The sequence below is a fragment of the Ralstonia sp. 1138 genome, from assembly GCF_040544795.1.
Taxonomy (GTDB): Bacteria; Pseudomonadota; Gammaproteobacteria; order Burkholderiales; family Burkholderiaceae; genus Ralstonia; species Ralstonia flatus.
This window is the reverse complement of the sequence record NZ_JBEPKQ010000004.1, coordinates 74,773-97,811: the sequence shown is the minus strand read 5'-3', so window position 1 is coordinate 97,811 and position 23,039 is coordinate 74,773. Positions and strand designations below refer to the sequence as shown.

Sequence of the window (23,039 nt, the reverse complement as noted above, 5' to 3'; positions counted from 1 at the left end):
CCTCGCAGACCCATGGCCGAGAAGCAAGATGGCAGGGCATGGTTAGCGGCCCGCGAAGATGGACTCGACGGGGACCGGCTTCGAATTTCTTGCGATGCCTGCTTGCGCACGCACTGAAAAACCCTGAACGCCTGTTCGCTTGGCAAGCGCCACTTTTTCCTGGCGCCTGTGGCGTGATACGCGGATCCCGGACAGCAAGCCGCAGATCACGCTCCCAAGCAGACGACCCGTGCCGTAGGCCAACCACCCGCAGAGGGTACGGCCGCGGTGACGAATCAGCGCCTCCTGCGCACGAATGAGCAGCGTTGGATAGCGTTGCTGCAGCAGAGGCAGGTGCTTGGCGGCTTCGAGCACCGCCTGGGCGGTTTCCCGATTGCCGATGTCCGCGTACAGCTGATTCCAGCCGTCGCGCTCGAGTGCAGAGTCCAACGCCGGTTGGCGTTTGTGTTCTGGCCGGTGGCGGGCTCCAGTGGGGTGTGTGGTGGGTGTCGAATCATCGTGATGGATCGAAACGACATTGGCATTTTTCATGATGCACTCCGTCAGATAAAGCGGAGCGCTGGCCCTGGACGGGGCATTGCTCCGCAAGGGTGTGAAAGACAGGGAGGAATTCCGATCCGCTTTGCGGCGGACTGCCCGGTTTCAGGAGTTGACCGGACTGGACGCTTACGGCGTCAGCGAGCCTTTGCGTGGCCAGCGTTTTCCCCGAAGGGCTGACCCTCGGGGAAAACGCCGGAAGATCCGGCGCCTTACCAAGCATGGATCGGTGAAACGCCACGGCGATTCAGGCTGCCGTGCAGGCCTCAGGCATAGAGGGCCTTGGGCTGCCACAGTGCTTTACCGGACAGACGTCGCAAAGCGCTGTGGTAGCCCCTGGGGTAGGGAATAGGGCGGGGAGGAATGGGGGAGGACGGCCAGAGAAATCCCTGGCCGTTGTGGTTACGCAGTGCGACGCTCATGGCTGCGCGCTTGCGCGGCGGCCTGTTTGCGTCGTGCGAGGTGCCTGGCGACGGGTGCGGACGCCATTGCCGGTCCGGGCTTCGTCTTGCGGCTCGCGTGACTGCCGAGGTGCACGTTCGGTGCGATGTTCGTCTTGCGCAGCGGGTGCGGCTTCGGCTGGGGCAGCTTCATCATGCCGGGGTTCGCTTGCCTCTTGCGCGAGTTCGGCCTTAGGAGCCTCGTAGACCAGTTCGCCGTTGACCTTGGCCCACAGGACCTTGATCAGACGACCGCGAATCGACACGCCGGTCTGCCCCGTGCGCTCTCCTTGGGAGTACGTGAAGGCGACAGGCATGGCATCGCCAATGCGGAACGAAACCAGCACCTTTGCATCGCGTGCATTGGCGTCTTGCTCGAGGTCGGCGATGACTTCCTTCGCAGCGCTACCGGTCACGCTCAAATCGAACGGTGTGTATTCCACGCCATTCGCGTTGCCGCGCAGCGCCGAGATCGAGCATGCGCGATACGCCGGTCCCTTGGTCGGCTGGACCATGCGAACACGATTCAGGTAACCAATGCCAGTGGTATGAAGGTCGAAGTACTTCGTTTCTTGGGTGTTTGCAGCAGACATGGCAATCTCCGATCAACAAAAAAATCGGGAGACTGTCCGCCCGGTCGGGAGGAACAAGCTCCCGATGGGGTGGTACTGCGAAAAGAGAGTCCCGGCCTAACGGCTGTGTTCTTTCAGGGATTGAGAACCTTGCGACAGTGCGATGTCAGCGAAAGCGATTTGAGAGTGGAGCAGTTCCACGCAGTTGTCAAGTGACCAATAGCAGCCGCTTTGCAGTGACTGGGACATCGGACGTCACGGTGTCCTGATTCTTCCAGTACGAGTCACTCGTTCGTCCATCTGTGCGTGGCTACTCGATACGCAGACCATACCCTATAGGGTATGGTACTCCAATCGGTATGATGAATTTTTGGGTATAGCAGGCTAAGACAATGGCATCCGTCAACGACTGACAAGGCCGCAGTCGGCTTGATTGCTGCAAAAGCTTCTTTGGGCGGGAGTTTTGACATGAATGGTCCCCGGGTGTAAGTGTTCCACGGAGATCGAGCCGTAGCCCCCGCGTATTCCTTGGGGCCTGCCGTACGACGTGGTGCTTACAATGAAGACGGCACGTGCAGTGTTGCTGTGCCAACGAATGGAGTGGGGTGGAAGGAATGGCAACGGCGCGTGCTGGTACCAGAGAAGAGGCGCTGCGACTGTTAGACACCTGCGGAATCGCGGTCATCGAACTTGACTATGAGACCGGCTGGCAGGATGCCGTCGAGCTGGGTCGCATGGGCCAGAAGGTGGGGATTCGTGTGGAGTTTCGCGGCCACGAAAGCATTGCTGTCCCATCGCTGATCGCTCTGATGATCGGATTTTCTCGCCCCAAGCTGACGTTTCGCCAGCGCAATCTGTACTGCCAGTTCGATTTGGACGCGCTGCCAGCAGGCGAACTGGCGAAGCTGGAGGCCAAGGCGACCGCGCAGGGCGACTACATTCTCGCGGGACATCTGCTGCGTGATGTGGACGGCCGCTGGGGCGAGTAGTAGCATCCAATAGATGCGAGCCAACCTGGCGTTCCCAACGCATGAGGTGGCATCGGCGCGCGACTCTATCCGAGCGGGTCGCCCTGCGCGGTTGTCGTAGCCGCGGCCGTCCGCGGTGACCGTTGTGACAACGTCGTGTAGCCACGCCGCCTGAGCGTGCGAGCAATGGCGTCCAACTCACGCGAGAGCGCACGAGTGCCGGCTACCGTTAGCCGTTCGGCGGCGGCATCAAGTTCGGCAAGGCGCAGCAGCGCGTTGCACCGTGGCTTGGCAGTCGTGCCTTATTCGATGTTTCGCATACAAAAAAAAAGGAAGCCGAGGCTCCCTTTGCTTGCTCCCTTGTTACCCGTTTAGGGCGGCGTCCTTGACCTTCTTCAAGGCGCGTACCTTGACGCGCACCGTCGCTGGCTTGGCCTCGAACCACTGCTCCAGACCAGTGAACGGGTTCTTCCCAAAGCGTCGCTTGGTCGCAGGAACCTTCACTGACATCACCTTGAAGAGACCGGGCAGGGTGAATTCGCCGACGCCTTTCTTGTGCAACGCGCCGACGATGGTGTTCTCCAGATGGAGCAGCACCGCCTTCACGGCCTTGGCTTCAATCTGGGCTTGCTCGGCCAAGTGGGCTACTAGGCCAGATTTCGTGAACGTGTCCTTCAACGGTTTGACAGACACAGCAGCGGCGGCAGGTTTCTTTGCCGGTGCGGCTTTCTTGGGTGTCGCTTTCTTTGCTGCGGTCTTAGCTTTGGTCGCCATAGGAAAACTCGCTCTTGGGTAAATGGACCATCTACGATCAGCGCATCGCATACGCGCACGCTGCGGGCAAGCATAGCAATTCTGACACCAACTGTAACCATGCAGGTTAGCAGCCCCGTTGCCGATCTTGTGTCAACGATCCGCCATCCACGGTGGCGACCCCATCGGCGAACGTACGCGTGCTGGCATCCACAGCGCACGCGTGCGCGGCAGCCGGATCGCGCGCCTGCCAGCGCTGACAGCAGAGCAACGCGAGCAGGCACGGTGCTGCTGCAAGAACAGCCAGCACGTGTGGTTACCGAGGCCTTCGACGTCCACCACCGCACGCTGCGGCGCAGTGTGCTGGTGACGATCAATTCAGCTTGAGGCGCGATTGTGTCGTAGCGGTTGCACGTTAAACCGAGGCAATTTCAGGTGCGAACGCATGGGGCTGACGGCTTGGCTTGCCTGGGATACTAAGGTCCGTGCGCAACCGATCGTGACGGGCTCAGATTGACCGCTCGCACGAGCGGAAGTCCCCACAGCCGCGCTTGCAGTGCGATGTGCCGGGCCTGAATGCCCGAGGCGGCAAGGTCGCGGGCAAACCAGTTGTTGGCCACGCTCACCAACACGTCAGGCCGATCTTCCAGCATGGTGAGTGCCTGCAGCCAAAACAGGAAATCTTCGAAGCAGAACACGAAACTCGCACGTGCCCCGTGCAGCGTCGCCTGGTGACCACGCGCGAGATCGATACTGGCCGACGGCGTGGTCCAAGGCCGCCACAGTCCGATCGGCATGGGCACCCGCGCACCGAGCTCGAGCTCTGGCTCGCCGATCGCGAACAACCGATCGTCGAAACGTTTGTCGGAGACGATGTCGTCGGCACCGACCAACACGGTCACCTTACGCTCGCGCACAATCGCCTCGACAGATTTCCAGGCCAGCGCGAACGCAGGCTCCCACAGTCCGGCAATTTCCTCGGGCAGAATCACAACCCGGACCTCCGGCGCCGACAGCCTTTGCAGGACGATCTCGAGGAGTGCCTGCTGCCTTGCCAGTCGGCCCATCAGATCATCGGGCCGCGGATAGTGCCCCAGTCGTGTCGACACAGCGACCCACCCCTTTGGCACCGAAGCCGGCCTGTCGATGACCACGGCCACCGCGGACAGTGTGCATAAGATCAGCATGGCCATGCGTGCCGATCGGCAGGTGCGATCGCGCGCCAGTGCGGCCGCGCTGGCCAGTATCGCGAGCGCCAGTCCGAGCGCAACCCACGACCAGCCCGGAAACAGGCCTCCGGCAAGGGCGATGGGCGTCAGCCAACCGACACAGCCGAACGGCGGTATTGTCACGAGCAAGACCGCCAGGGCCGCGCGCCAGGCGGCATCGGCCGGCGCCATGCCTGGCCGCCATAACCAGCACCAGGGGATGATCAGCATCAAAGCCTGCGCGAACCACAATGCATCCCCGACGATCCAGGGCAGCGATGGAAAGAACGTGTGCGTAATGGTGGGGATGTCGCGCGTGCCGACGAGGAGGTAAGCGGCGATGGCTGATATGGCGCGACCCCTGGACGGCGCCGCTGCCCATAACGCCGGGAGCAGCACGAGCACCCACGTAGACCACAAGGGCCATTCCGGCTGCCAGGCGATCCACGCAACGCAGGCTCCGATGACAGCCGATTGCCCCCAATGCAACAGACGGCTTTCTCGAACCCATTCCCAGGTTTTACTTGAATCGCACCACATAGGTGCCATTCGCCATCGACGTCACATCGGCTTGTCCGCTGACGATCGAGGGCGGGTTGTGCACGAGCAGTGCCGCGCCGTTGCGAGGCGCAGTGGCCGGCGTCGCTTGTAGCGCGCTCGTCGTGCCTGCACTCTCACGACGTGCATCCTCCGATATCAGCAAGGACAGCGTCATCCAACCGAGTAGCACGCTGCCGAGCACCAGACCGGCAAAGACGGCCGAGTCCGGCAGGGAGATACCTGGAAATCGATGTGCAACGCCTACATCCATCCGGCGCCCGGCCCGCGCGCATAGCCCGCGCACCCAAGGGTTCATGATGGCGCGCCAGGCTAGCCAGGTGCCGTTCACGAGCGCGGCAAGTCCATTGAGGAGGCTTGTCGCATGCGTCCATTGCGCATCACTGAGCATCGCCAGCTCGGTCACCAGTTGGCGCGGCGACACCCAGTTGGACGACAATTCGCCGAGCATGCCCAGACTCGCGATCACGACGAAAGGCACTATCTGCGCAACGAGTAGCCCGAGGATGGTGATCGCCAGCCATGCAATCACCTGACGCCGTTGATTGCCCACTATCTGCATAACTTGCTCCTGCGTGTACATGGAGGGGATTTGGCCTGAGGAACCGACGGCTGGGCTTCGAGCGGGGCGGGTGGGATGGCGACGACGTGGTCCGACCGCGCAGGCCCGTGGTAGGTCACCCGAACGCGCGCTTCGCCGTCGCGGACCATGAACGCGTGCGCGATCGATGGGACGCGCACGTAGGCGGCTTGCCGGTCCAGGCGTTGTGGGATCTCCCCCGTCGCACCAAGAACGGAGACCGACATCGACGACGGTGGTACCTCGCGGAACTGGAAGTAGGTCGAGACGCCGTCGTCGAAGACCTGATAGGGCCGCTGCTGTGCGCCTTCGCCGACGTCATAGCGGAAATCCAGTCCATCCACCGTGGCGTTCTCCGTGCTGGCGCAGCCCGCCAACGTACACAGCGCAATGGCGCCGATCGCGCATTGCTGTCTCGGATTCATGGGGTCTCCTGGTTGCTGGAAGCGTTGGCATCGACGGTGATGGCGGGTGGCAGGATCAGATCCCGCGAGAGCGTGACGGTGAACGGCGTGCCGGCGGCGACCATGATGGTGGATTTCAGGTTCACGAACTGCTGGTTAAAGTTCTGCATGGTGTTGGTCAGGATCTGGCCGGCCGACGACATCGAGGAGCCGCCATACAGGGCCCCACCTGATCCACCGCCGCCGTTGTCGATCCGCGTGAGTTTGGCGACGCCGGCGACAGCGAACTGCAGCGCCAGCGAGCGAAACAGGTGGTAGTCGACGTCGCCTCCCAGCCCGCCCTGGCCCAACCGGTCCGAGAGCTGCGAGCCGGCGATATCGATGCCGTTGCCGTTGGGAAAGATCATCCGGGTGAAGCCGCCCTGCAGACGGCTCTGGCCCGGGATCAGGTCCGAGTTGTAGGGCCCAATCAGGCGCGTGCCCATGGGAATCACCACATGGCTCGAATCGATGGTGTCATAGACGTCGCGTGTCACGCGCGCTTCGAGCGCGCCCGGAATGTCGGAGTTGATCTCGCGCACGGTGGCCAGCGCGATCGCCGTTCCCTGATGCACCGTATCGGCGGAAAGCGCCAGGGTCGGTGTTGCAGGGGAGGGAATCCTGGCGCCTGTGGCACGTTCCTCCCACTGCTGCGCGCCGCCAGTCTGGTCCGCACCGTGCAGTGATCTAAGCAATGCCATGGACTGCTCTCGCGAACGCTGTGCCTGCCCGGCGCCGGCCAACGCGTCGGGCGATGTCCAACCGCCCGTGCTTGTCGGACCTGTCTGTGCCGCAACGTTGCCGTTGCCTTTGTCGTTGCCTTTGTCGAGAGTCCATCCGACAAGATCGTTGCGTGCGATCTCCTGGTCCTCAGCCGCCGTGTTACGGGTGCGCTCGTAATCGTCGATGGGCCCCTTGGCGGGTGTTGCCGGCAAGGCCTGCGGTACCGACGCCGCGGGTGCGCTCGCACCCTCACGCACCGACGCGAGCAACTGCTGGTAGCGCTTGTTGGCGGCGTCACGCTCCATTTCAGCCTTGGCCTGGGCTTGCTGAGAATTAGCAAGGCGCCCGATCTCTTCTGCCGAGCCGGTCGCATCGTTGGTCTGACGCTTGATCTCGGCCTGTTTCTTCGCTTGTTCGGATTGTTGGGGATTGGGAGACTGTGCGACCAACGCCAGGATCAGGGCCATCGCCAGCAGGATCAGCAAGGCGATGGCCCACGGGACCAGGCGGCGAGAAATGCGCCCCTTGGCAGCGTCTTCGACGGGTAGCAGGGGCGCGTCCATGGCACGTCCCTTATCGAACCTGCGGGCCGGCGGGCGGCACCGGGAAACGATGGTTGTCGATCTCGACTTGGGCACCGCCCAGCTTGAGCACCGCTTTCTGGAAAAGCTGCGCGACGACGATCGTGCGTGTGCCGTCGGGCGCGATCTCCACGGTCCAGTTTGGCAAGGTCATTTTGCCGTCGGCGCCGCTGACCATGACGACGGGCATTTCTTGCAGGGTGGCGGGAAACTGCAGGCGCGAAACGTGCCCATCATCGAAAACAGCCGCCGGCCGGATCGTTGCCACCCCGGACATGCTGTAGTCGACATTGATGCTGGAGGCGCCCGTCGACGCTGTGGCCGTTCTGGTTGGCCCCGTGGGCCGTCTGGCTGCCTGGCGTGCGTCCTGTGCCACCCATGCGGCATCGGCCGCCGCGCCGTTGCTCCAGCTCACCCGTTGATCCCAATTGCCAGCGGTCAGCGCCGGGAGCAGGGTGATCTGGTAGGTCCGTTGGCTCGTGATGATCATGACGGTGTTGTCTGCATGTGCGACCACGGGCTTGACCATCACGTGTTGGTGGTTGGCGCTGACCACGAAACGCCAGCGAGAGGGGCGCTTGTCGGACAAGTAGAACTCCTGGATTCGCTCATCCGGCGCCATCTGGAAGTCGGTAAAGCGGTTCACATGCGGTTGCACGGCGTAGACCTGATCGGGCTCATAGGGGAACGAACGCAGGTGGGGGTCGTCGAAGGGTTGTTCGCCACGCTGTATGGCCCAACCGGTGTTGAGGAGGGCGACGGTACCGGCCGCTGCGCACAGTGCCAGGCGGTGCCACATCGGATGGGGTGGTTTCACATTAGCCTCCGGCTCGATTGTTCGGATCGATGGCGTGGGCATCGCTCCAGTTGAAGTCTGTGATGGTCAGACCCACGACGCTGCGTTGTACGTCCTTCCAGGTCGCCGGCGGTGTCACGGCGTGGTGAATCACCATGGATTTGAAAGTTGGTGGCTTGGAGACGCCGTTTTCGCGCTCCGTGAGCGCGATGCGCACAATGGCGACGCCATCGGCCAGAAAGTCCGTGGACAGCACAGCAACGTCGCGGCGCAGCTCCGGCGACTCGGTCATGCGCGCGAACACCTTCTCTTCCTTGACCAGTTGAGGCAACTCGCGGGCCGACGCGCCCACTGTCAGCGTGGCGGCCTGGGCCAGGTTCTTGCGGGTCAGTGACGGATCGATGGTCCAGATCTGACCCACCCACGCTTCGAGCGCGAAGCGCACCTGCATTTGGCTGGGGGTGAATTGCGTGGCGGTGATCTCCGTGTGATCGACGCGTCCGGGCACCGCCGAGTTCGGTGCCAGGAAGTAGGGCACGATGCGCTCCAGCGGCAGCATGAACCGGATGGAACTCGCCTGGATGGCAATGATGGCGCTGGCCACCACGAGCGCCACCAGTAGCCAACGGTTTCTGACCAGGCTGCGCTCGAACACCGCGTAATAACGCAAGCGAACCTTGGCCGCTGCTCCGACGGGCGGGGGATTGCCCGTGTTCAGTGGACGGCGTCGTTTTAATAGCGACATGGTGTTTTGCGTTCCGGGGGCACGGGTGTACGATGGCCGCATCCATGGTCTTCAATGTGGCGGTCATGCCAGATGCCCTCCGACCATTGGGTAGCGGCCATCCAGTCTCGAGAGCCGTGGCAGTCGTGCAACAAGACGATTCGCCCGCGGCATATACGTCCTTCTTTTGGCTGCGCATGCAGTTGTAGGCCTGCGCGGTATCTGCAGTTTCCCTTTACAAGCGGCCGCTCTTTGCTCGACAAACTTGTGGAGTCAAGATGCGCACGTCTTTTCGGGTCGTGGTGGTCGCGCTGCTGCTGGCCATCCTTGGAATTGCTTCGACCTATGCCGTGTACCGATACCGGCGCGATGCAGCGGAAGATGCTGAAAGAGCCGCGATGGCACAGCAAATGCGTGGAGCCGCTGCGGCAACCCAAGCGCATGACCAGGCGATCCTCGATGAGGCGAGGCGGCGGGCCCAAGCGCACCGGAACGAGGATCCGACGATCACGTTTCGCAGCCAGAGGTGAAGCGCCATGCGCGCGAGCGCGTGCACTGCCGCACGCGTTTGGGTCTTCGCTGGGTTCGTCAATGTTGGAGAACATCATGCTAGCGTTGCTGGACAAGATTTTTGACGTCTGTCTGCAGGTGGTCGTGCTGTACGCTGCGTGGCGGTTTTGCCGTCACGTCGCACGACAACTGCCGGATCGCGGACCCATCGATGGTCTCTTTCGGGCGTTCTCGCGGCTTGGCGACCTCCTGCCGGAGCTGCGCGACTTTGATGCAGGAAACAGTCCCGGTCACACGCACGGTCGGCAACATCGCCGTTCGCGGCGCTGAGGTGGGTTGGGCTCGCACGCAACGTGACATGGCTTATCTCCTGGGCGCCCGGATGCGTGGCAGCGCAATCCCGCTGCTGCCGGTCATCAAGCCGTTCGCGATGCTCGGCACACAGATCAGCAGGAGTCCTATCAACAACGCAAAGATCAACACGCCAATGGCCGCGGTGATGTCGTAGCCCATGGCTGCGCTGCCGGTGCTGTTCAGGTAGGCGACCTGATCGGTGAGGGTGGTGACGGTACCGCCGAGCATCTTGAGCATCGCCGCCGCCACCACCTTGAAGATGGCCGAGGAGAAGGTGAACTTGAACCAGCCTTCAGGAAGGGACGAGAGTACCGGTACGTTCTCGAGTACGGCCCAAGGGATGAAGAAAGGCCCGAACGCGATGCCGATATACATCATGACCACGCCCACCATGTAGACCGCTGTGTAGATGGCCAGCAGGATGGCCAGGACGATCTTGGTGCCGATGCCGATCCCCGTGGAGATCAGGCTGGTGAAAACGGACAATTTGCTGTCCCACCAGTTCTTCATGGAATCGAGCCAGCCCTGCTGTGGCGCATTGGCGGTGGCAGCACCGCCGTCGAGCGGAGTCGCAGGCGTCGGCTTGGCCGCGCCCTGTGTCACGATCGTGGAATCGTCCATCTTCTGGATGATGGCGCTGATCTGGGTGGCGCCATGACTGAAGATGTCGTCGCCCGAGAGCCCGGTCATCTGCTGACTCAGATAGCTGGAGCCGTCGACGATGACGGACTTGATGCTCAACGCGCCCCCCAGGTAGGTGGTCAGCAGCATGCCGACGATGCCCAGGCGGATTGCCAGCCAGATCAAGCGTTGCGACAGATCGTCGAAGTCGCGGTCTTCGAGCAGGTATTGAAGCCACATCCAGAGAAGACGCACACCAGCAAGCGCACCAAAGATCGCCAGGCCAGTGGTCAGCAGCGAACTCGCCATGCCTGCGCCCTCGGTACTGATTGCAGCGAGTCCCGTTTGCAGCAGGGTACTGGTGGGAAGTTCCATGCTCGCCGCTTCGCGTCAGTGCGACAGGTAAGCAACCAGCGTCCACGACCATCGGGCGAGATCGAACGCGGCGAGTAGCCCGATGACAGGAACCATCAGGCGAGCCTGTGGGTGCCGCACCAGGGTGGCCAACAGTCCCCATGCGAGCGTCATGCGCCAGCTCCAATGGATGGGCCCTTCGCTCTGGAAGCGCGCCCGCGCATCCGGATCCAGCGCGTCGAGTGCGCGCAGATTGCGGTCGATCCAATGCCACTGCTCGGCCGACAGGACAAGCGTCTTGCGCAACATGGCGAGATACCCGCTCACGGTGTCGTCGAAGGGACGCAGGTTGGCCATCGCGCTCACCACTGGGTCTTGAAATGGATCGTCGGGTCTGTGCGCTGAATCTCGGCGCCCCGATCCGTGGCTTGCTGCAGCATCAGCAATTCCTTGGCGCGCAGGAACTGATCGTCTTGCGCACGCTTGTATTGGTCATTGCCCAGCGCCAACTGGTGCTCGAGCGTGAGCCGACGGATGTCCATCAGCACGCCGCCGATCATCGACGACTGCGTGGCCAGGTGCTGCAGTCCTTGCACCGAGCCCGTGATCGCGGAGATCTGGGACGTCATGGCGCTCAGTGCCGACGCTTGTGTCTGCGCATCGTTCAGGGCCTGCAGATCGCGCTGGATCTGATCCTGGTAGGCTCCGCCCTTGGTCTGTGCGAGTTGCAGTTCGGCGTTCAGGTATTGATTCGGGTTCATGTGCAGGGCGTCCATTTGCCCCTGCCGGTACTGCAGAACCTGATAGGCGTTGTTGAATGTCCTCTGGACGCTCCCGACGGTATTGGCCAGCCCCTGGTACGTAGCGACCAGCTTCTGCCAGGGCATCGTGACGCTGCCCAAGAGACTCTGCGGAATCTGTTGCAGTTGCTGAACCATGGTGGCGTACTGATTGAGTTGCGTCTGAACCATCTGCGCCTGCTGCGCCACCGAGTCGACTAGCTCCAGGTGATTGAGCAGTTGCGTCACTTCGGTGGCACCGCCCGTGCCGGCGACACTGCCGGCCCGTGTGGGCAGGGCGGTCGTGGCCAACACAGCCAGTACGAGGACAGATCTTGCAAAAACGCTGGCACGGGTCATGTCATGCCTCCCCGTGCGTGGTCTGCGCGGCCGCGCGGGCCATCGACTCGCGCTCGGCTTCGATGAGGTCCTGCACGTAGGCCTCCTGCCATCCCGGCTGCGGATTGCCTCCGTTGTAATGCCGATCGAACACCGTGTGTGCCAGGCGATCCGATCGCAGGTAGGCCCGCGTCACTTCGTCGTGGCGCAGTTCGAGCATGACTGCGCCGTCCGGCTTGACGATGAGGTAATCCTGCTTCGGCGTGGCCCAGCCCAGGGCGTCGATCTGCGCGTCGTTGAGTTGGAACTGCTCGCTGTAGATCGCGCGCAGTCCAACGTTGTCCCGGGCGTTGTGATTGGGCAGAAACATCCGGGTCGGGAAGTTGTCCCGAATGGCGGGGAAGATCGTGCTGCGCTCGTAGTCTTCTACCGACTGCGTGGTCAGCATGAGCGTGGTCAGGCGTTTGCCCAGGGTGGCAGCCCAGCCGCGCAGCACGCGCTCGACGGCCGGCTCCTGCAGCAGAAATGAACACTCTTCCACGTAGATCAGGGTTGGTTCGCGTTTGGCTGAGCCGCTCGTGAACGACAGTCGCGCGTCGACGCGCATTACGATGTAGAGCAGGAACGGCACCGCGACGCGGCGGTTCTTGAGAATGTCAGCCATCTCGATGCAGGTGAGCTTGCCCAGCGAGAAGGCGTCGGTATCGTTGTCGAAGACGTGCGCATACTGGCCGTCCGCTACCCATGCGTCGAGGTGGATCTTTAGATGGGGTGGCAGATGCGTGCGAATTGTGGACAGTGTCCACAGCGCCCGGTTCGTGAGGGCTGCAGTCTCCTGGAGCGCCGACCATACGGCGCCCAGATCGTCCGAATTCATGCGGTAGCCGTTCATTTCGATCAGCACGCCGATCCAGTCAGCGAGCCACTCGTGACGGCTCGGATCGGCCAGGAACGCCGCTATCGGCGCGAACGAGATTCCGCCCGCATGACGAGATTCCCGATCGAGCGCGACGGCAACGTGCTGGCCGCCCTGCAGCAGGGTCGGGATGCGGCACGAGAAGTCGCGATCGAGGATGATGACGTTGGCCCTCGGATACTGGCGGAATTTGGTCCAGAGGAAGTTGCATTGCAGCGTCTTGCCGGTGCGCGATGGGCCGGCCACGAACATGTGAGGCAGGTCGCCGTAATAGGTGGTCAGGTAGTAGAGGGTTTTGGCCCGCGTGCGCGCGACCATCAGCGGATAGCACGGCTCGCCCAACTGCTCGGTCAGGTACTGCACCACCCGTTCGCCGACGTCCTCGGTATGCCAGGGGACAAGATCGGCCAGGTTGCCGGTGCTGAGGAAGTGCCAGTGCACGACGTCGGCCCACTGGCCGGGGACGGTGCCGCCGATGGCCGAATCCAGATGCAGCGTTTCCCGCATGGGCACCATGTGTGCCGACCGTACGGCGCGGTCCGCATCGGTATAGACCTGCTCCATCTCCTGACGTGTCTCGCCGTGGGCGAGCACGGTCAGGTTGTGCCATCCATAGAACAACTGCCCGCGCGTGATATCCGCCTCGGTGTCGTACGTCTCCTGCGTCATGGCTTCTTTGGCGGCGTTCTTGGACGCCACGTCGTCGGCATGCTCTTGGGTTGCGCGCATGGCGATGCGGGCCCATTGCTTGGGCGAGAGTTTGGTCATCTCGTTGTAGCGCCGCATTTCCTTGACGTGCGCGAGCTGCTCCTCGCGGCTCGCTACGCGAAAACACTGGGAGATCGTCAATTCGCCGTCGATGCCCAGCAAGCGCGAGAGCAGGTAGGATGTGGTGCCGCCCTCGGCGCCGCCTGGATAGCCTCGCGGCTTGATGGCCAGCGCCGCGACATGGTGAGGGGTGGCCCCCTCGAAAATGCCGAAATCGGCGCCCGGATAGAAATGCTGGTCCGGCAGATAGGCGTCGAGCATCCAGCCATCCGCGGGGGAGACCACCCGCTCGGTCTCGCTGTTGCGTGGATAGGCGTTCTGCAGAAACGCCAGGCGCTCGGGCCCTTCAAGGCGCCGGAATCGCATCTCGGGCAGGCTCGCGACGAAATCGGCGGCGAGCTTGTCGGCACCATTCAGCTGTGCATCGAGCTCGGAGGCACTGTAGGCGAAAGCATCGCGCGCGCTGAATAGAGCGCGCGCCGCAAACCATAGCGCGCGCGGGGCTTCCATGGCTTCGACCGTCGAGAAATGGTGGAACCGCTCGAAGAACGCAGCTGAACCGCGCTCGGGCAGCAGCAGGGCCGAGAAGTAGTAGCGATTGGTGTAGGCGCGCCCCTGCCGGAACCACGCGCGGCGCAGATCGTCGATGCGCTGCGACACGGTGTCGGGCATCGGCATCGTCGGGTAGTGGCGTACGCGCCGGCGGCGCACCGTGAACCACATCGTGACGGGGCGATCCGCCATCTGTAGGAATGCCTGCTGCGCGCGTTCGGCGACGCGGTCGAAATCGGCTTGCGTGGCGCCAAAGGGATTTGGTCCCTGGTATTCGAAGTTGAGCAGGACGCCGGAATCCTTGCACACCACGTGGTGATCGCTGGCTTCAAAAAGCCATGGGGCACGCTCGGTCATCGACCGGGCACTGCCGTGATAGCGGGCCTGACGACGGTTGAGGGATGTGCGGACGTTCATGGGCAGCAAGTGGTTAGATCAGCCGGTCGCGCCCAAAACCCAGTGGACGGGCGTTGACGCGCCCCGTCCGATGGCGGCGAATCTGTGGCCAGGGCTCATAGACGTTGGCCTGACGCATGTAGCGCAGGTACTTCGTGCGCGCAAAGGCGTCCTTGCGGGTCATGGCGCGCAGTGAGTAGAAGAGGGCGGCAAGCATGACGCTGCCGATGGCGGCCACCATGAAGGAGTGCACCTGCAAGGCGCCCAGCCCCAGAATGGCGGCACAGGCGAACCACAGTCGCAGCAATCGCCATTCGATGCCCATGGCGACCTTCTGACCGGAAAGGAAGTGGCGCACGGGGGTTCGTCGAGGCGTATACATCTCAACAGCCGAAGGTGACGCCGAACACGGCGGTGATGATCGATTTCATGCCCAGCAGCCCAGCCACCGCCGCCACGACCCGCAAGATATGGCCGACCACGCCCTTGGTCTCGGTGACGGCCACGGTGATCAGCAGGATTGCGCACACGATGAAAGCAATGGCGCCGATCAGCGTGGTGGAGAAGAAGCCCATCAAGTTGCAGAACGGCGTCAGAAACGGATTCATTGCGGCGACCTGGCGTGTCAGTTGGCAAAGCGGGAATAGAGCGATCGGAGCCGGTACTCGCCGGCATCGGTGAGGCCCAGGATCTCGACGATTGATTCGGGAGCGCGTCCCGCTTCCTTGGAGCAGAAGATCACGTAGCGAAACGTTGCGGTGATCTGCGCACGCATGGCGGCCAGCGGCCAGTTCGTGGCCCGCTCGGATTGGCGGATCATGGATTCCAACCGGGGCAGGGCCTGCTCGGGGGAGTCAGAATGATAGGACGCCCCCGAGCCGGAATGGCCGGTGTTCAGGGCATCCATCAGGTCGTACGCATCGGCGCCGCGCACCTCGCCCACAAAGATGCGGTCGGGGCGCAGCCGCAGTGCGAGCCGTACCAGGTGCGTGACGCTGACGCCCAGGTCCGGATTGGCCTCGAGCTGCAGGTAGTTCGGCCGCTCCAGCTGAAGTTCGGTCGTATCCTCCAGTACGATCAGCCGCTCCTGGCGGGGCACCTCGTCGATCATCGCGTTGAGCAGCGACGTCTTGCCTGCGGAGGTGGAGCCAGCGAGGATGAAATTGTCGCGGCGGACCATCAGGTCGTGCAGAAAACGGAGCATCAATGCATCGCCAGCGGCAATATCCAGCGTCTGACCGCGCCGCTCGTGTGCGTGCGAGCGCGTCAGGTTTGGCGTGAATAGCCCCTCGTCCAAGTACTGGCGCAGGCTACGTTTGCTCCGGGCGTGTTTGCGAATGGCCATAGCGGGTCCATGCACGGCAATCGGTGGCATGACCATCGCCACCCGCATGCCGGGCATGCGGCAATCCAGGATCGGGTGATGATCGCGGTCATTGATGGCGGCCAACGCCTTGTACGCGCCGGAGATATTGCGCTCGGCCAACGCCACGTCGAGCACTTCCAGAGAACCCTGGCGCTCCGCAATGACCTGGCCTGGGCCAGGACCGTTGATGAGGAGTTCAATGACGCAGGGGTCGGCAAGCCATGCGGCGATCGGGTCCATGTGGGCGGCGAAGACGCGCTCGTCGTGGTGCGTCTTATGGAGCGTCAACATGGTCGGCTCCATTGGGTTGGGCGGCCACGTACGTGCCGATGTCGTCGTCATGGACTAAGGTGTTCGTCTGGGCGACCGATCGCTGAGGGGGCGCGGACCGCACAACGACGGGTGTGGGCAGCGCCGGGCTACGCTCTGCGGCCGTCGGTGCATCCGATTCCAGACGGATGGCCGGCACTTTGAGGACATCCGGGCGGTCGGCAGCATTGGTGATCATCTTGGCGACGTATCCGTCACGGAAGCCGGTGGTGAAATTGCCCGCGTAATAGCAGGAGACGGCGGCCCGCAAGGCTTGCTGTTCGCTGGCAAACAGAGGGCGTGCTCGCGCAAAGCAATCCCGCAGGACGATGCCACCCGCGTGCAGGTTCGTGCAGGGATCGAAGATCGACGCCTCGGTCTGGCCGTATTTGATGAGGTTGTGCGGGTTGATCTGACTTAATCCGAGCGAGAAGTTGTAGCCCTGTACCCGTAACAGGCGTACAGCTTCCAGCGCCTGCGCGTACGAACGCGGCTGACGCAACAGGCGAGCGCCCACGACGCCAATGGCAAACGGGTTGCCCGAGGATTCGGTGCGTACGATGGCGGCCAGCGTGACGGGATCCACGTCGGGTGCACAGCGCCGCGCAAGGTCCGTGAATGAAACTGGTGCTGCCGCATCGGAGGCAGTGGCTACGACGTCGTTACGCGTTGAAAAGGTCGGGGTCTGGGTCGACCAGGAATGATTCGCAGCCGCCACGCTGTCTAGCCCGGTACGCTGGTCTTCTTGTGGGACTGTTGCGGGATGGGCTCCATGTGCCGGACCTCGTGCAGACGCGTCGCTCTCGGGCTGCATCACGGAGATGGCCGGTGGCATGCCGAGTGCTGCAAGGATCGGGAAGGAAATGGCGGACTGGTTGAGCATGGCGTGGTAAAAGTGCCGCCCATCAATCGGGCGGCTAAGTCCCAAAAAAAACAAGTTGGAGCACTCGCTCCGAGGATCATTGAAGCGATGTCGACCGTCGGAATCGCGTTAGCATCCGCAAAAAATCGGGGCGATTCCATGCTGGTAAAAGCGAGATTTTTTGCTGCAGCTGTGCTAGCGCGGGATCTGCCACGGGCGACCCAAGCGGAGAGGCGAGTGCGTGGGTTGAGCCCCAAAGGAATACGCCAAAAGGCAAAGGGCATCGCGAAGGAAAAAGGGGGAAGGGACTTACCTAAAGGACGCTCCGCATTGCAGTGCTGAAAACACGCACGCCAATGCGGAGCAAATGACCCAAGGGTTAAGGGCACCAGCACAGGCCAAGGGGGAAGGGAATGTGTGAAAGGGGCCACGTTCGACGGCGAAATACACCCTGCGGTTACAAAATCGATGCAGGAATTCCGATGCCATTGCTTTGGCGCGGTGCATGGAAATCCACCGGGCGTCGCCCTAGGCTCGAAGCACACTCGACACCGGAATCCCCCATGGCCGTCACTCACGGCGTCACACTGGTCGACCGTAACCGCATGCGGCAATTGCGTCGCGCCCTGGCCCAGCTACATGCCACGCATTGGATGGCGCCGATCCGGCAGTGGCTGGAGCACTTTCGTGGCCTCGAGTCACGCAGCCTCGGCGAAGCACGTCCTGTGGATGAGCTTTGCGCAATCCTCGGTCCGCTGTCCCAGTCACACCACCGTCTGACGAACGAAGAATTGGCACAGACTTTGGCGCGGGCGCCGTTCTTATGTTGGCGTGCGTGCTGTGCATCCGGCACGCGATGGAAGCCGCTGGAGCAAAGCCTCGAGCAGTTCGCGGCAGCGCTGGCCCCGTTTGAGCTCCGACTCTGGTGCTCGGACTGCAGCGAGCCTGCTCCCGACCAATGGGTGGCATGGCTGATAGCCCGGGTGGGTGGTAGGGAATTGGATGACGAGTAACGCGGACTGGCTCGGTGCCGCTGCGGCCCTCTCGCTCGCGGGCGCCGCGTGGTTAACGGCAAAGACCTGGCGGCCCATTTGGCGCGCACGGCCAGGCGCGGTGTCCGCGCGTTCTCCTGAGCGCAAGGTGGTGGTGCTGCGCCAAGGCCAGTTGCCCGTGCTGGACGGCAAGACATTGATGCAGGCGGTGGGAATGCAGGGCACGCTGCAGCGCATTCGGGCGAACGCGGGGCTGTCGACAGCGAATTTTGAGCGCGACATGTTGCCCGTTATCGAGCGCGTTGCGCAGTTCGTGCAGCAACTACCGGCCTCGGAGAGTCACCACCACGCACAGCCTGGCGGACTGCTGGTCCATATGCTGGAGGTCACGGATGCCGCCCTACGGATCCGGCGGGGGCGGATTCTGCCCAAAGGGGCCCCGATCGAAATGGCGGCACGTCTGGAGCACCGCTGGACCTATGGGGTCTTTCTTGCCGCCATGCTGCACGACATCGGCCGGCCGATGGCGGATGTGCGCGTCACCATGTTCCGTACGCCTGATGCCGAGGGGGGGCCATGGATTCCATTGACGGGCTCCATGGCCGCGCATGGCGCGCTTGCCTACACGGTGGCGTTTCCGTTGCCTGCCGAACGCGACTACGGTGCGCATCGGCGCCTGCCGATCGTTCTGATGCAGCAACTGGTGCCGCAGGCTGCGATGCTATGGCTGGCCGCGGATCCTGAGCTGATCAGGCAATTGAACGCGTTTCTTTCTGGAGAAGCGGATCCGTCGTCGCCAATCGCGGAAATCGTGACCGCGGCCGACCGCGAATCGGTGGCCGCCAATCTCCGCTACGGACCGCGCACGCGCTTTAGGACCGCGCGCGCGGTACCGCTCATTGAGCGCCTCATGCAGGCACTGCGAAGGATGCTCCTCGAGGGTCTATTGCCAATCAATCAGACGGGGTTTTCAGCGGGGTGGAGCGATGGGGAGGCACTGTGGCTGGTACCCAAGACCGTGGCGGACGCAGTACGCGAGTATCTGAAGAAGCACGAGATCGGCGAAGGCGCTGGCGCAGGCATTCCGACTGACAACAATCGGCTGTTCGACACTTGGCAGGAATATGGTGCCGTCATCCCCAACGCCACCGGTGGCGCGCTCTGGAACATTCATATCGAATCGAAGCACAACGGCAAGGCGCTCAATGCGCTGCGCTTTCGGCTCGACGTGCTCTACGCGCAGGCCGATGCGTATCCCAAGCCGTTCGAGGGCAGGATCCGGATACTGGGCGAAGGCCTAGCTAATGCAGTTGAGCCTGAGACCGCATCCCCGTGTGCTGATGCGATAGAGGTGACGTGCAAGCTGGCCTCGCCACCGGAGGCCGCCCAACCACACGTACTGGCCGCGGCTGACACGCATCTGAACGGTGCGGAAAGCGCAGTTGACTGCGCGAAAGCGCAACCCGTTAGCGAGTCCTTGCAGCTGTCATCCGAGCCAACCCGCGAGTCAGTGCCAGCGGCGAGCAAGGGGCGCATGCGTACCGGGCCAGTCGATTTTAAGCGCGTGCTGGCGCAGACAGTCGGCGAAGTTGGCGAAGTCGGTGCAGATCCACTCACACAGACCACGGCCCTCGCGGGACCAGTCAACCCCTATGCGAGCGTCGTCGAGGCGCTGGCAGACGCTCCGATGCCGCTGGCGGCGCAATTCATGGCTTGGCTGCAGGCTGAAATTGCGCAAGGGATCCTGCCGTTCAACCGGGCTGGCAGCCCGGTGCATTTCGTGGGCGAGGGGATGCTGCTGGTCTCGCCGGCGATCTTTAGGTTGTTTCAGCAGAAGGCCATCGCGGCGGGTGCCGTGGACATCCCGGACGGCGACAGAGGCTATGTCGCGATTCAGTCAGCGCTCATCAAATCGCGCCTGGCCCTGGAGTCCGGGAAGAAAGATTTCCTGCACGTGTTTGTTGTCGACCACGCCCGCCGTACGGCGAAGCTGACCTGTCTTCTCATTCCCGCACCACAGCGCTGGTTTGACCCGTTACCGCCGCCCAATCCGATCTTGCGACGCTTCGATCCCGAGCGTGATCGCGAAGATCACGCATCGTCGCCGCGCGCATCGCGCGGGATCACGGACCATGCCGGATCCGATCGATAGCATTTTTCGGCCACCCTATGAACTGGTGTCGACATGCGTCTGCGGCGCCGGCACGTTGGCGGCGCTTTGCGCCTCGCGGTGGGTTTATGCGCCTCAGAGTGTGGCCTACACCGTCGCCGCGGCGACCGGCGCGATGGCGGCCATCCGGTTGCATCAAGGCTTGAATATCCTCCGCCAGCGCTGGAACCTGCGGCGCTTGCGCGGCTACGCGCTGGATGCGGACCGGATTCCCTGGTCGCGCAGGCAGCAGTTCATCGGCAGGGGTTTTCTGTGGGAGCCCAAGCATGCCCAACGTCTGCATGACCTCTCGCTGCCCGAGAACGCACACCTGATGCGGCCGACCTGGATGTATCAGCTTGCCCGCAAGCTGGAGCTGCACACCGAGCATACGGGCCTGACGGGACTGGGGCGCTTCACGGGTGCCGATCGCTGGTGGAACCCCATGCGGCCGCTGCCGCCCGTAGAAGGCAATCCCGCCCTGCACGGCATCGAACTGACTGAGCGCGATGTTTGGTCACCGCTGTCCGAGCGGGTGGGGCACACACTGGTGTTGGGGACAACCCGGGTAGGCAAAACCCGCCTGTGTGAGATCTTCGTGACGCAGGATATCCGCCGTGGCGACATCGTGATCGTGTTCGATCCCAAGGGCGACGCGGCGCTTCTCAAGCGCATGTATGCCGAAGCCTCGCGAGCCGGGCGGCTCGCACAGTTCCACGTGTTCCACCTGGGCTATCCGGAACTCTCCGCGCGCTACAACGCGCTAGGGTCGTTCGGCCGCGTGACGGAAGTCGCGACCCGCACCGCAGGACCGTTGCCCTCCGAAGGTCAGTCGGCTACCTTCAAGCAATTCGTCTGGCGCTTTGTGAATGTCATGGCCCGGGCGATGACCAGCCTTGGCGAGAAGCCCAGCTACGAATCCATCTACCGCAATGCGGTGTCGATCGACGGCCTGGCGCAGCGGTACTTCGAGCAGTTGCTCGATGCACGCTGTGCCGGTTGGCGTGAAGATGAGGAGGGTCCCGACGCGCTGGCCGGCACCGACGAGGCGAAGAACCTGATCAGGAAAACCGGCCGCGCGCCGTCGACGCTGGCCATGTCGCTCTACATTCGCCGACGCGGCATCGACGACATGGTGGCTGATTCGCTGATCTCGGTCTTGGTTAATGACCGCACGTATTTCGACAAGTTGGTGTCGAGCCTCTACCCCTTGCTGGAAAAGCTCACCACCGGCGAAATCAACGGCCTGCTGTCGCCGCGCTACGAGGATGCGACCGACACGCGTCCGATCCTGGACTGGATGAATGTAATCAACAGCGGCGGCATCGTCTACGTCGGGCTCGACGCGTTGTCCGACCCCGAGGTGGCCGCTGCGGTCGGTAATGCGATGTTTACAGACCTGACCTCGATCGCCGGCAAGATCTACAAACATGGACAGACCTATGGGCAGTCGGCGGAGGCGCCGTCGCGCAAGCTGTGCCTGCACGCGGACGAGTTCAACGAACTGATTGGCGACGAGTTCATTCCGATGGTGAACAAGGCGGGCGGTGCGGGCTATCAAGTCACGGCATACACGCAAACCGGCCAAGACATCGAGGCGCGCGTGGACAGCGCCGCCAAGGCCGAGCAGATCGGCGGTAACTTCAATTCGCTGTATATGTTGCGGGTCAAGAATCTCAAAACGGCAGAGATCCTGACGGACCAGTTGCCGGAGGTGAATATCGTGGCGCGCACGCTGCAGTCGGGCGTGAACGACGGCACCTCCGCAGGGGGCTTGGGCGAGTTCAGCAGCAATACGCGTGATCAGCTTCAGAGCGTTCGCACGCGCCTGCTTGAGCCGTCGAGCCTATTCCAGCTACCCAAGGGGCAGGCCTTCGCGCTCATCGAGGGCGGGCGGCTATACAAGCTGCGCTTGCCGTTGCTCGCGTCAGCGGAGGATGCGCACATGCCAATGCACCTAATGCAGATGGCCAACGCCATGCGGCAGCGCTACGAAAGCTATCGGCTGCAGACGGACGAAGATGATGGTTTGACTGTGGAGGGGACAGGAAGTGGCTTCTAGCCAAGCAAGTCGAGTCGAGGAGCCGGCAGCTCTGCAGGTCTTCCTGCACCCGTTTCGTACGATGGGATTTGCGCTGCTGCTGGGCTTTCTTGTCATTCTGCTGGCCCTTGTCATCGATGCGTGGCATTTCCATGCAAATCCGGACGATGGGGTGGTGACGCTGCATCAGTTGCTTGAGGAGGGCATGGCGGATACCACTCGCAATGGTGAGATCACCCCAGTGACCGCCGTTGCCGTGCAAGCCGTGCGATGTGTCTCCGGCTGGATTGCGTTGGTTGTGCCTCCGCGCGGGGGACCTGTGACAGTGCCGACCGATGTGCCGTTCCAGCGGGTCGCGTCAACACTGGACGCCAACACGGGGTTGGCTGTCAGCGTGATTCAGTTGGTGGTGCTGCGCGCTGTTCTTGTGATCGCGAGTCTACCGATCATCTTGTTTGCATCGGTACTGGGTGTCGCCGATGGCCTAGTGGCCCGGGCAATTCGCCGGGCAAACGCGGGTCGCGAGTCGGCGCATCTGTTTCTGCGTGCCAAGCGGTTGCACTGGGTGGGACTCACCACGGTAATTAGCCTGTTTCTTGCGTTGCCGGTGTCGATCCACCCGGTATCGATTTTTCTGCCGTACGCTTTGTGGGCCGCACTGCTGTCGCGGTTGCGGTGGAAGTACTACAAGAAATATCTATGACGCGTTCCCCTCTGCACGGCTATTTTCAAGTGAACCGCCCCAGAGGCGTACTGCTTGTGGGTTGACGTCGCTAAGCTTGGCGGTCGCGATGAATAAGTACAGTGCGGCTGCGCGCTGCGCGCTGCGCGATGACAACCGGGTTAGT

General features: G+C 62.7%; 24 protein-coding genes. 7 read left to right on the top strand and 17 right to left on the bottom strand.

Features of this window, described 5'->3' with window-relative positions; translation table 11 throughout:
- Positions 1-42: 42 nt before the first annotated feature.
- On the bottom strand, positions 43-531 hold the full coding sequence (locus ABIC76_RS18025) for a hypothetical protein (protein ID WP_354534816.1): 489 nt from the start codon (positions 529-531) through the stop codon (positions 43-45).
- Positions 532-955: 424 nt separating this feature from the next.
- A complete protein-coding gene (locus ABIC76_RS18020) occupies positions 956-1,570 on the bottom strand; it encodes a DUF3577 domain-containing protein (RefSeq protein ID WP_354534815.1) in 615 nt (204 codons plus the stop codon).
- A gap of 593 nt (positions 1,571-2,163) precedes the next feature.
- Here ABIC76_RS18020 and ABIC76_RS18015 point away from each other — a divergent pair.
- Positions 2,164-2,538 (top strand): PHA-granule associated protein 4, encoded by a 375-nt coding sequence (locus ABIC76_RS18015; protein ID WP_343548671.1) that lies wholly within the window; start codon positions 2,164-2,166, stop codon positions 2,536-2,538.
- A gap of 342 nt (positions 2,539-2,880) precedes the next feature.
- Here the strand turns inward: ABIC76_RS18015 and ABIC76_RS18010 are convergent, their stop codons facing one another.
- The 7 genes from ABIC76_RS18010 to ABIC76_RS17980 form a co-directional block, all read right to left on the bottom strand.
- On the bottom strand, positions 2,881-3,291 hold the full coding sequence (locus tag ABIC76_RS18010; RefSeq protein ID WP_343548672.1) for an HU family DNA-binding protein: 411 nt from the start codon (positions 3,289-3,291) through the stop codon (positions 2,881-2,883).
- 455 nt (positions 3,292-3,746) lie between these two features.
- Positions 3,747-4,883 carry a carbon-nitrogen hydrolase family protein gene (locus tag ABIC76_RS18005; protein WP_343548673.1) on the bottom strand — a complete coding sequence of 379 codons (1,137 nt, stop codon included), beginning with the start codon at positions 4,881-4,883 and terminating at the stop codon, positions 3,747-3,749.
- 115 nt (positions 4,884-4,998) lie between these two features.
- Positions 4,999-5,619 (bottom strand): hypothetical protein, encoded by a 621-nt coding sequence (locus ABIC76_RS18000; RefSeq protein WP_354534814.1) that lies wholly within the window; start codon positions 5,617-5,619, stop codon positions 4,999-5,001.
- Complete coding sequence (locus ABIC76_RS17995; protein WP_354534813.1) at positions 5,589-6,041, bottom strand: TrbG/VirB9 family P-type conjugative transfer protein; 453 nt, start codon at positions 6,039-6,041, stop codon at positions 5,589-5,591. The genes ABIC76_RS18000 and ABIC76_RS17995 overlap by 31 nt, the downstream gene beginning before the upstream one ends.
- Positions 6,038-7,345, bottom strand: a complete 1,308-nt coding sequence (locus ABIC76_RS17990) for a TraB/TrbI/VirB10 family type IV secretion system protein (protein WP_343548676.1) — start codon at positions 7,343-7,345, stop codon at positions 6,038-6,040. The genes ABIC76_RS17995 and ABIC76_RS17990 overlap by 4 nt, the downstream gene beginning before the upstream one ends.
- A gap of 10 nt (positions 7,346-7,355) precedes the next feature.
- Positions 7,356-8,162 (bottom strand): TrbG/VirB9 family P-type conjugative transfer protein, encoded by an 807-nt coding sequence (locus ABIC76_RS17985; RefSeq protein WP_354534812.1) that lies wholly within the window; start codon positions 8,160-8,162, stop codon positions 7,356-7,358.
- A gap of 19 nt (positions 8,163-8,181) precedes the next feature.
- Positions 8,182-8,946 (bottom strand): VirB8/TrbF family protein, encoded by a 765-nt coding sequence (locus tag ABIC76_RS17980; RefSeq protein WP_343548678.1) that lies wholly within the window; start codon positions 8,944-8,946, stop codon positions 8,182-8,184.
- A gap of 215 nt (positions 8,947-9,161) precedes the next feature.
- On the opposite strand from ABIC76_RS17980, the gene ABIC76_RS17975 reads away from it, so the two are divergent.
- Positions 9,162-9,413: a hypothetical protein gene (locus tag ABIC76_RS17975; RefSeq protein ID WP_343548679.1), complete on the top strand. Its 252-nt coding sequence runs from the start codon at positions 9,162-9,164 to the stop codon at positions 9,411-9,413.
- A 76-nt stretch (positions 9,414-9,489) separates the two neighbouring features.
- Complete coding sequence (locus tag ABIC76_RS17970) at positions 9,490-9,723, top strand: hypothetical protein (protein ID WP_343548680.1); 234 nt, start codon at positions 9,490-9,492, stop codon at positions 9,721-9,723.
- A gap of 33 nt (positions 9,724-9,756) precedes the next feature.
- Here the strand turns inward: ABIC76_RS17970 and ABIC76_RS17965 are convergent, their stop codons facing one another.
- Genes ABIC76_RS17965 through ABIC76_RS17930 form a run of 8 tightly spaced genes read right to left on the bottom strand, consistent with a single transcriptional unit; the run spans position 9,757 to position 16,733 of the window.
- The gene (locus ABIC76_RS17965) at positions 9,757-10,743 is read right to left on the bottom strand and encodes a type IV secretion system protein (RefSeq protein ID WP_354534811.1); all 987 of its coding nucleotides are present in this window, start codon (positions 10,741-10,743) and stop codon (positions 9,757-9,759) included.
- A gap of 15 nt (positions 10,744-10,758) precedes the next feature.
- Positions 10,759-11,079, bottom strand: coding sequence for a hypothetical protein (locus ABIC76_RS17960; protein WP_354534810.1), 321 nt, complete (start codon positions 11,077-11,079; stop codon positions 10,759-10,761).
- A gap of 5 nt (positions 11,080-11,084) precedes the next feature.
- Positions 11,085-11,816 carry a TrbJ/VirB5 family protein gene (locus tag ABIC76_RS17955; RefSeq protein WP_354534809.1) on the bottom strand — a complete coding sequence of 244 codons (732 nt, stop codon included), beginning with the start codon at positions 11,814-11,816 and terminating at the stop codon, positions 11,085-11,087.
- A 46-nt stretch (positions 11,817-11,862) separates the two neighbouring features.
- A complete protein-coding gene (locus tag ABIC76_RS17950) occupies positions 11,863-14,493 on the bottom strand; it encodes a VirB4 family type IV secretion system protein (protein WP_354534808.1) in 2,631 nt (876 codons plus the stop codon).
- A 13-nt stretch (positions 14,494-14,506) separates the two neighbouring features.
- On the bottom strand, positions 14,507-14,797 hold the full coding sequence (locus ABIC76_RS17945) for a hypothetical protein (protein WP_354534807.1): 291 nt from the start codon (positions 14,795-14,797) through the stop codon (positions 14,507-14,509).
- 58 nt (positions 14,798-14,855) lie between these two features.
- Positions 14,856-15,080 (bottom strand): hypothetical protein, encoded by a 225-nt coding sequence (locus ABIC76_RS17940; protein ID WP_343548686.1) that lies wholly within the window; start codon positions 15,078-15,080, stop codon positions 14,856-14,858.
- Positions 15,081-15,097: 17 nt separating this feature from the next.
- Positions 15,098-16,129, bottom strand: a complete 1,032-nt coding sequence (locus ABIC76_RS17935) for an ATPase, T2SS/T4P/T4SS family (RefSeq protein ID WP_354534806.1) — start codon at positions 16,127-16,129, stop codon at positions 15,098-15,100.
- Positions 16,113-16,733, bottom strand: coding sequence for a lytic transglycosylase domain-containing protein (locus tag ABIC76_RS17930; RefSeq protein WP_354534805.1), 621 nt, complete (start codon positions 16,731-16,733; stop codon positions 16,113-16,115). Before ABIC76_RS17930 ends, ABIC76_RS17935 begins: the two co-directional genes overlap by 17 nt.
- An 839-nt stretch (positions 16,734-17,572) precedes the next feature.
- Between ABIC76_RS17930 and ABIC76_RS17925 the strand changes: the two genes are divergently transcribed.
- The 4 genes from ABIC76_RS17925 to ABIC76_RS17910 are packed head-to-tail and all read left to right on the top strand — an operon-like array spanning position 17,573 to position 22,894.
- Positions 17,573-18,022: a hypothetical protein gene (locus ABIC76_RS17925; protein ID WP_354534804.1), complete on the top strand. Its 450-nt coding sequence runs from the start codon at positions 17,573-17,575 to the stop codon at positions 18,020-18,022.
- Entirely contained in the window at positions 18,012-20,153 is a 2,142-nt protein-coding gene (gene mobH / locus ABIC76_RS17920) for a MobH family relaxase (RefSeq protein ID WP_354534803.1), read from the top strand. The genes ABIC76_RS17925 and mobH overlap by 11 nt, the downstream gene beginning before the upstream one ends.
- A complete protein-coding gene (gene traD / locus ABIC76_RS17915) occupies positions 20,134-22,212 on the top strand; it encodes a type IV conjugative transfer system coupling protein TraD (protein ID WP_354534802.1) in 2,079 nt (692 codons plus the stop codon). The genes mobH and traD overlap by 20 nt, the downstream gene beginning before the upstream one ends.
- The gene (locus ABIC76_RS17910; protein ID WP_343548692.1) at positions 22,202-22,894 is read left to right on the top strand and encodes an IncC plasmid conjugative DNA transfer DtrJ family protein; all 693 of its coding nucleotides are present in this window, start codon (positions 22,202-22,204) and stop codon (positions 22,892-22,894) included. The genes traD and ABIC76_RS17910 overlap by 11 nt, the downstream gene beginning before the upstream one ends.
- Positions 22,895-23,039: the final 145 nt, after the last annotated feature.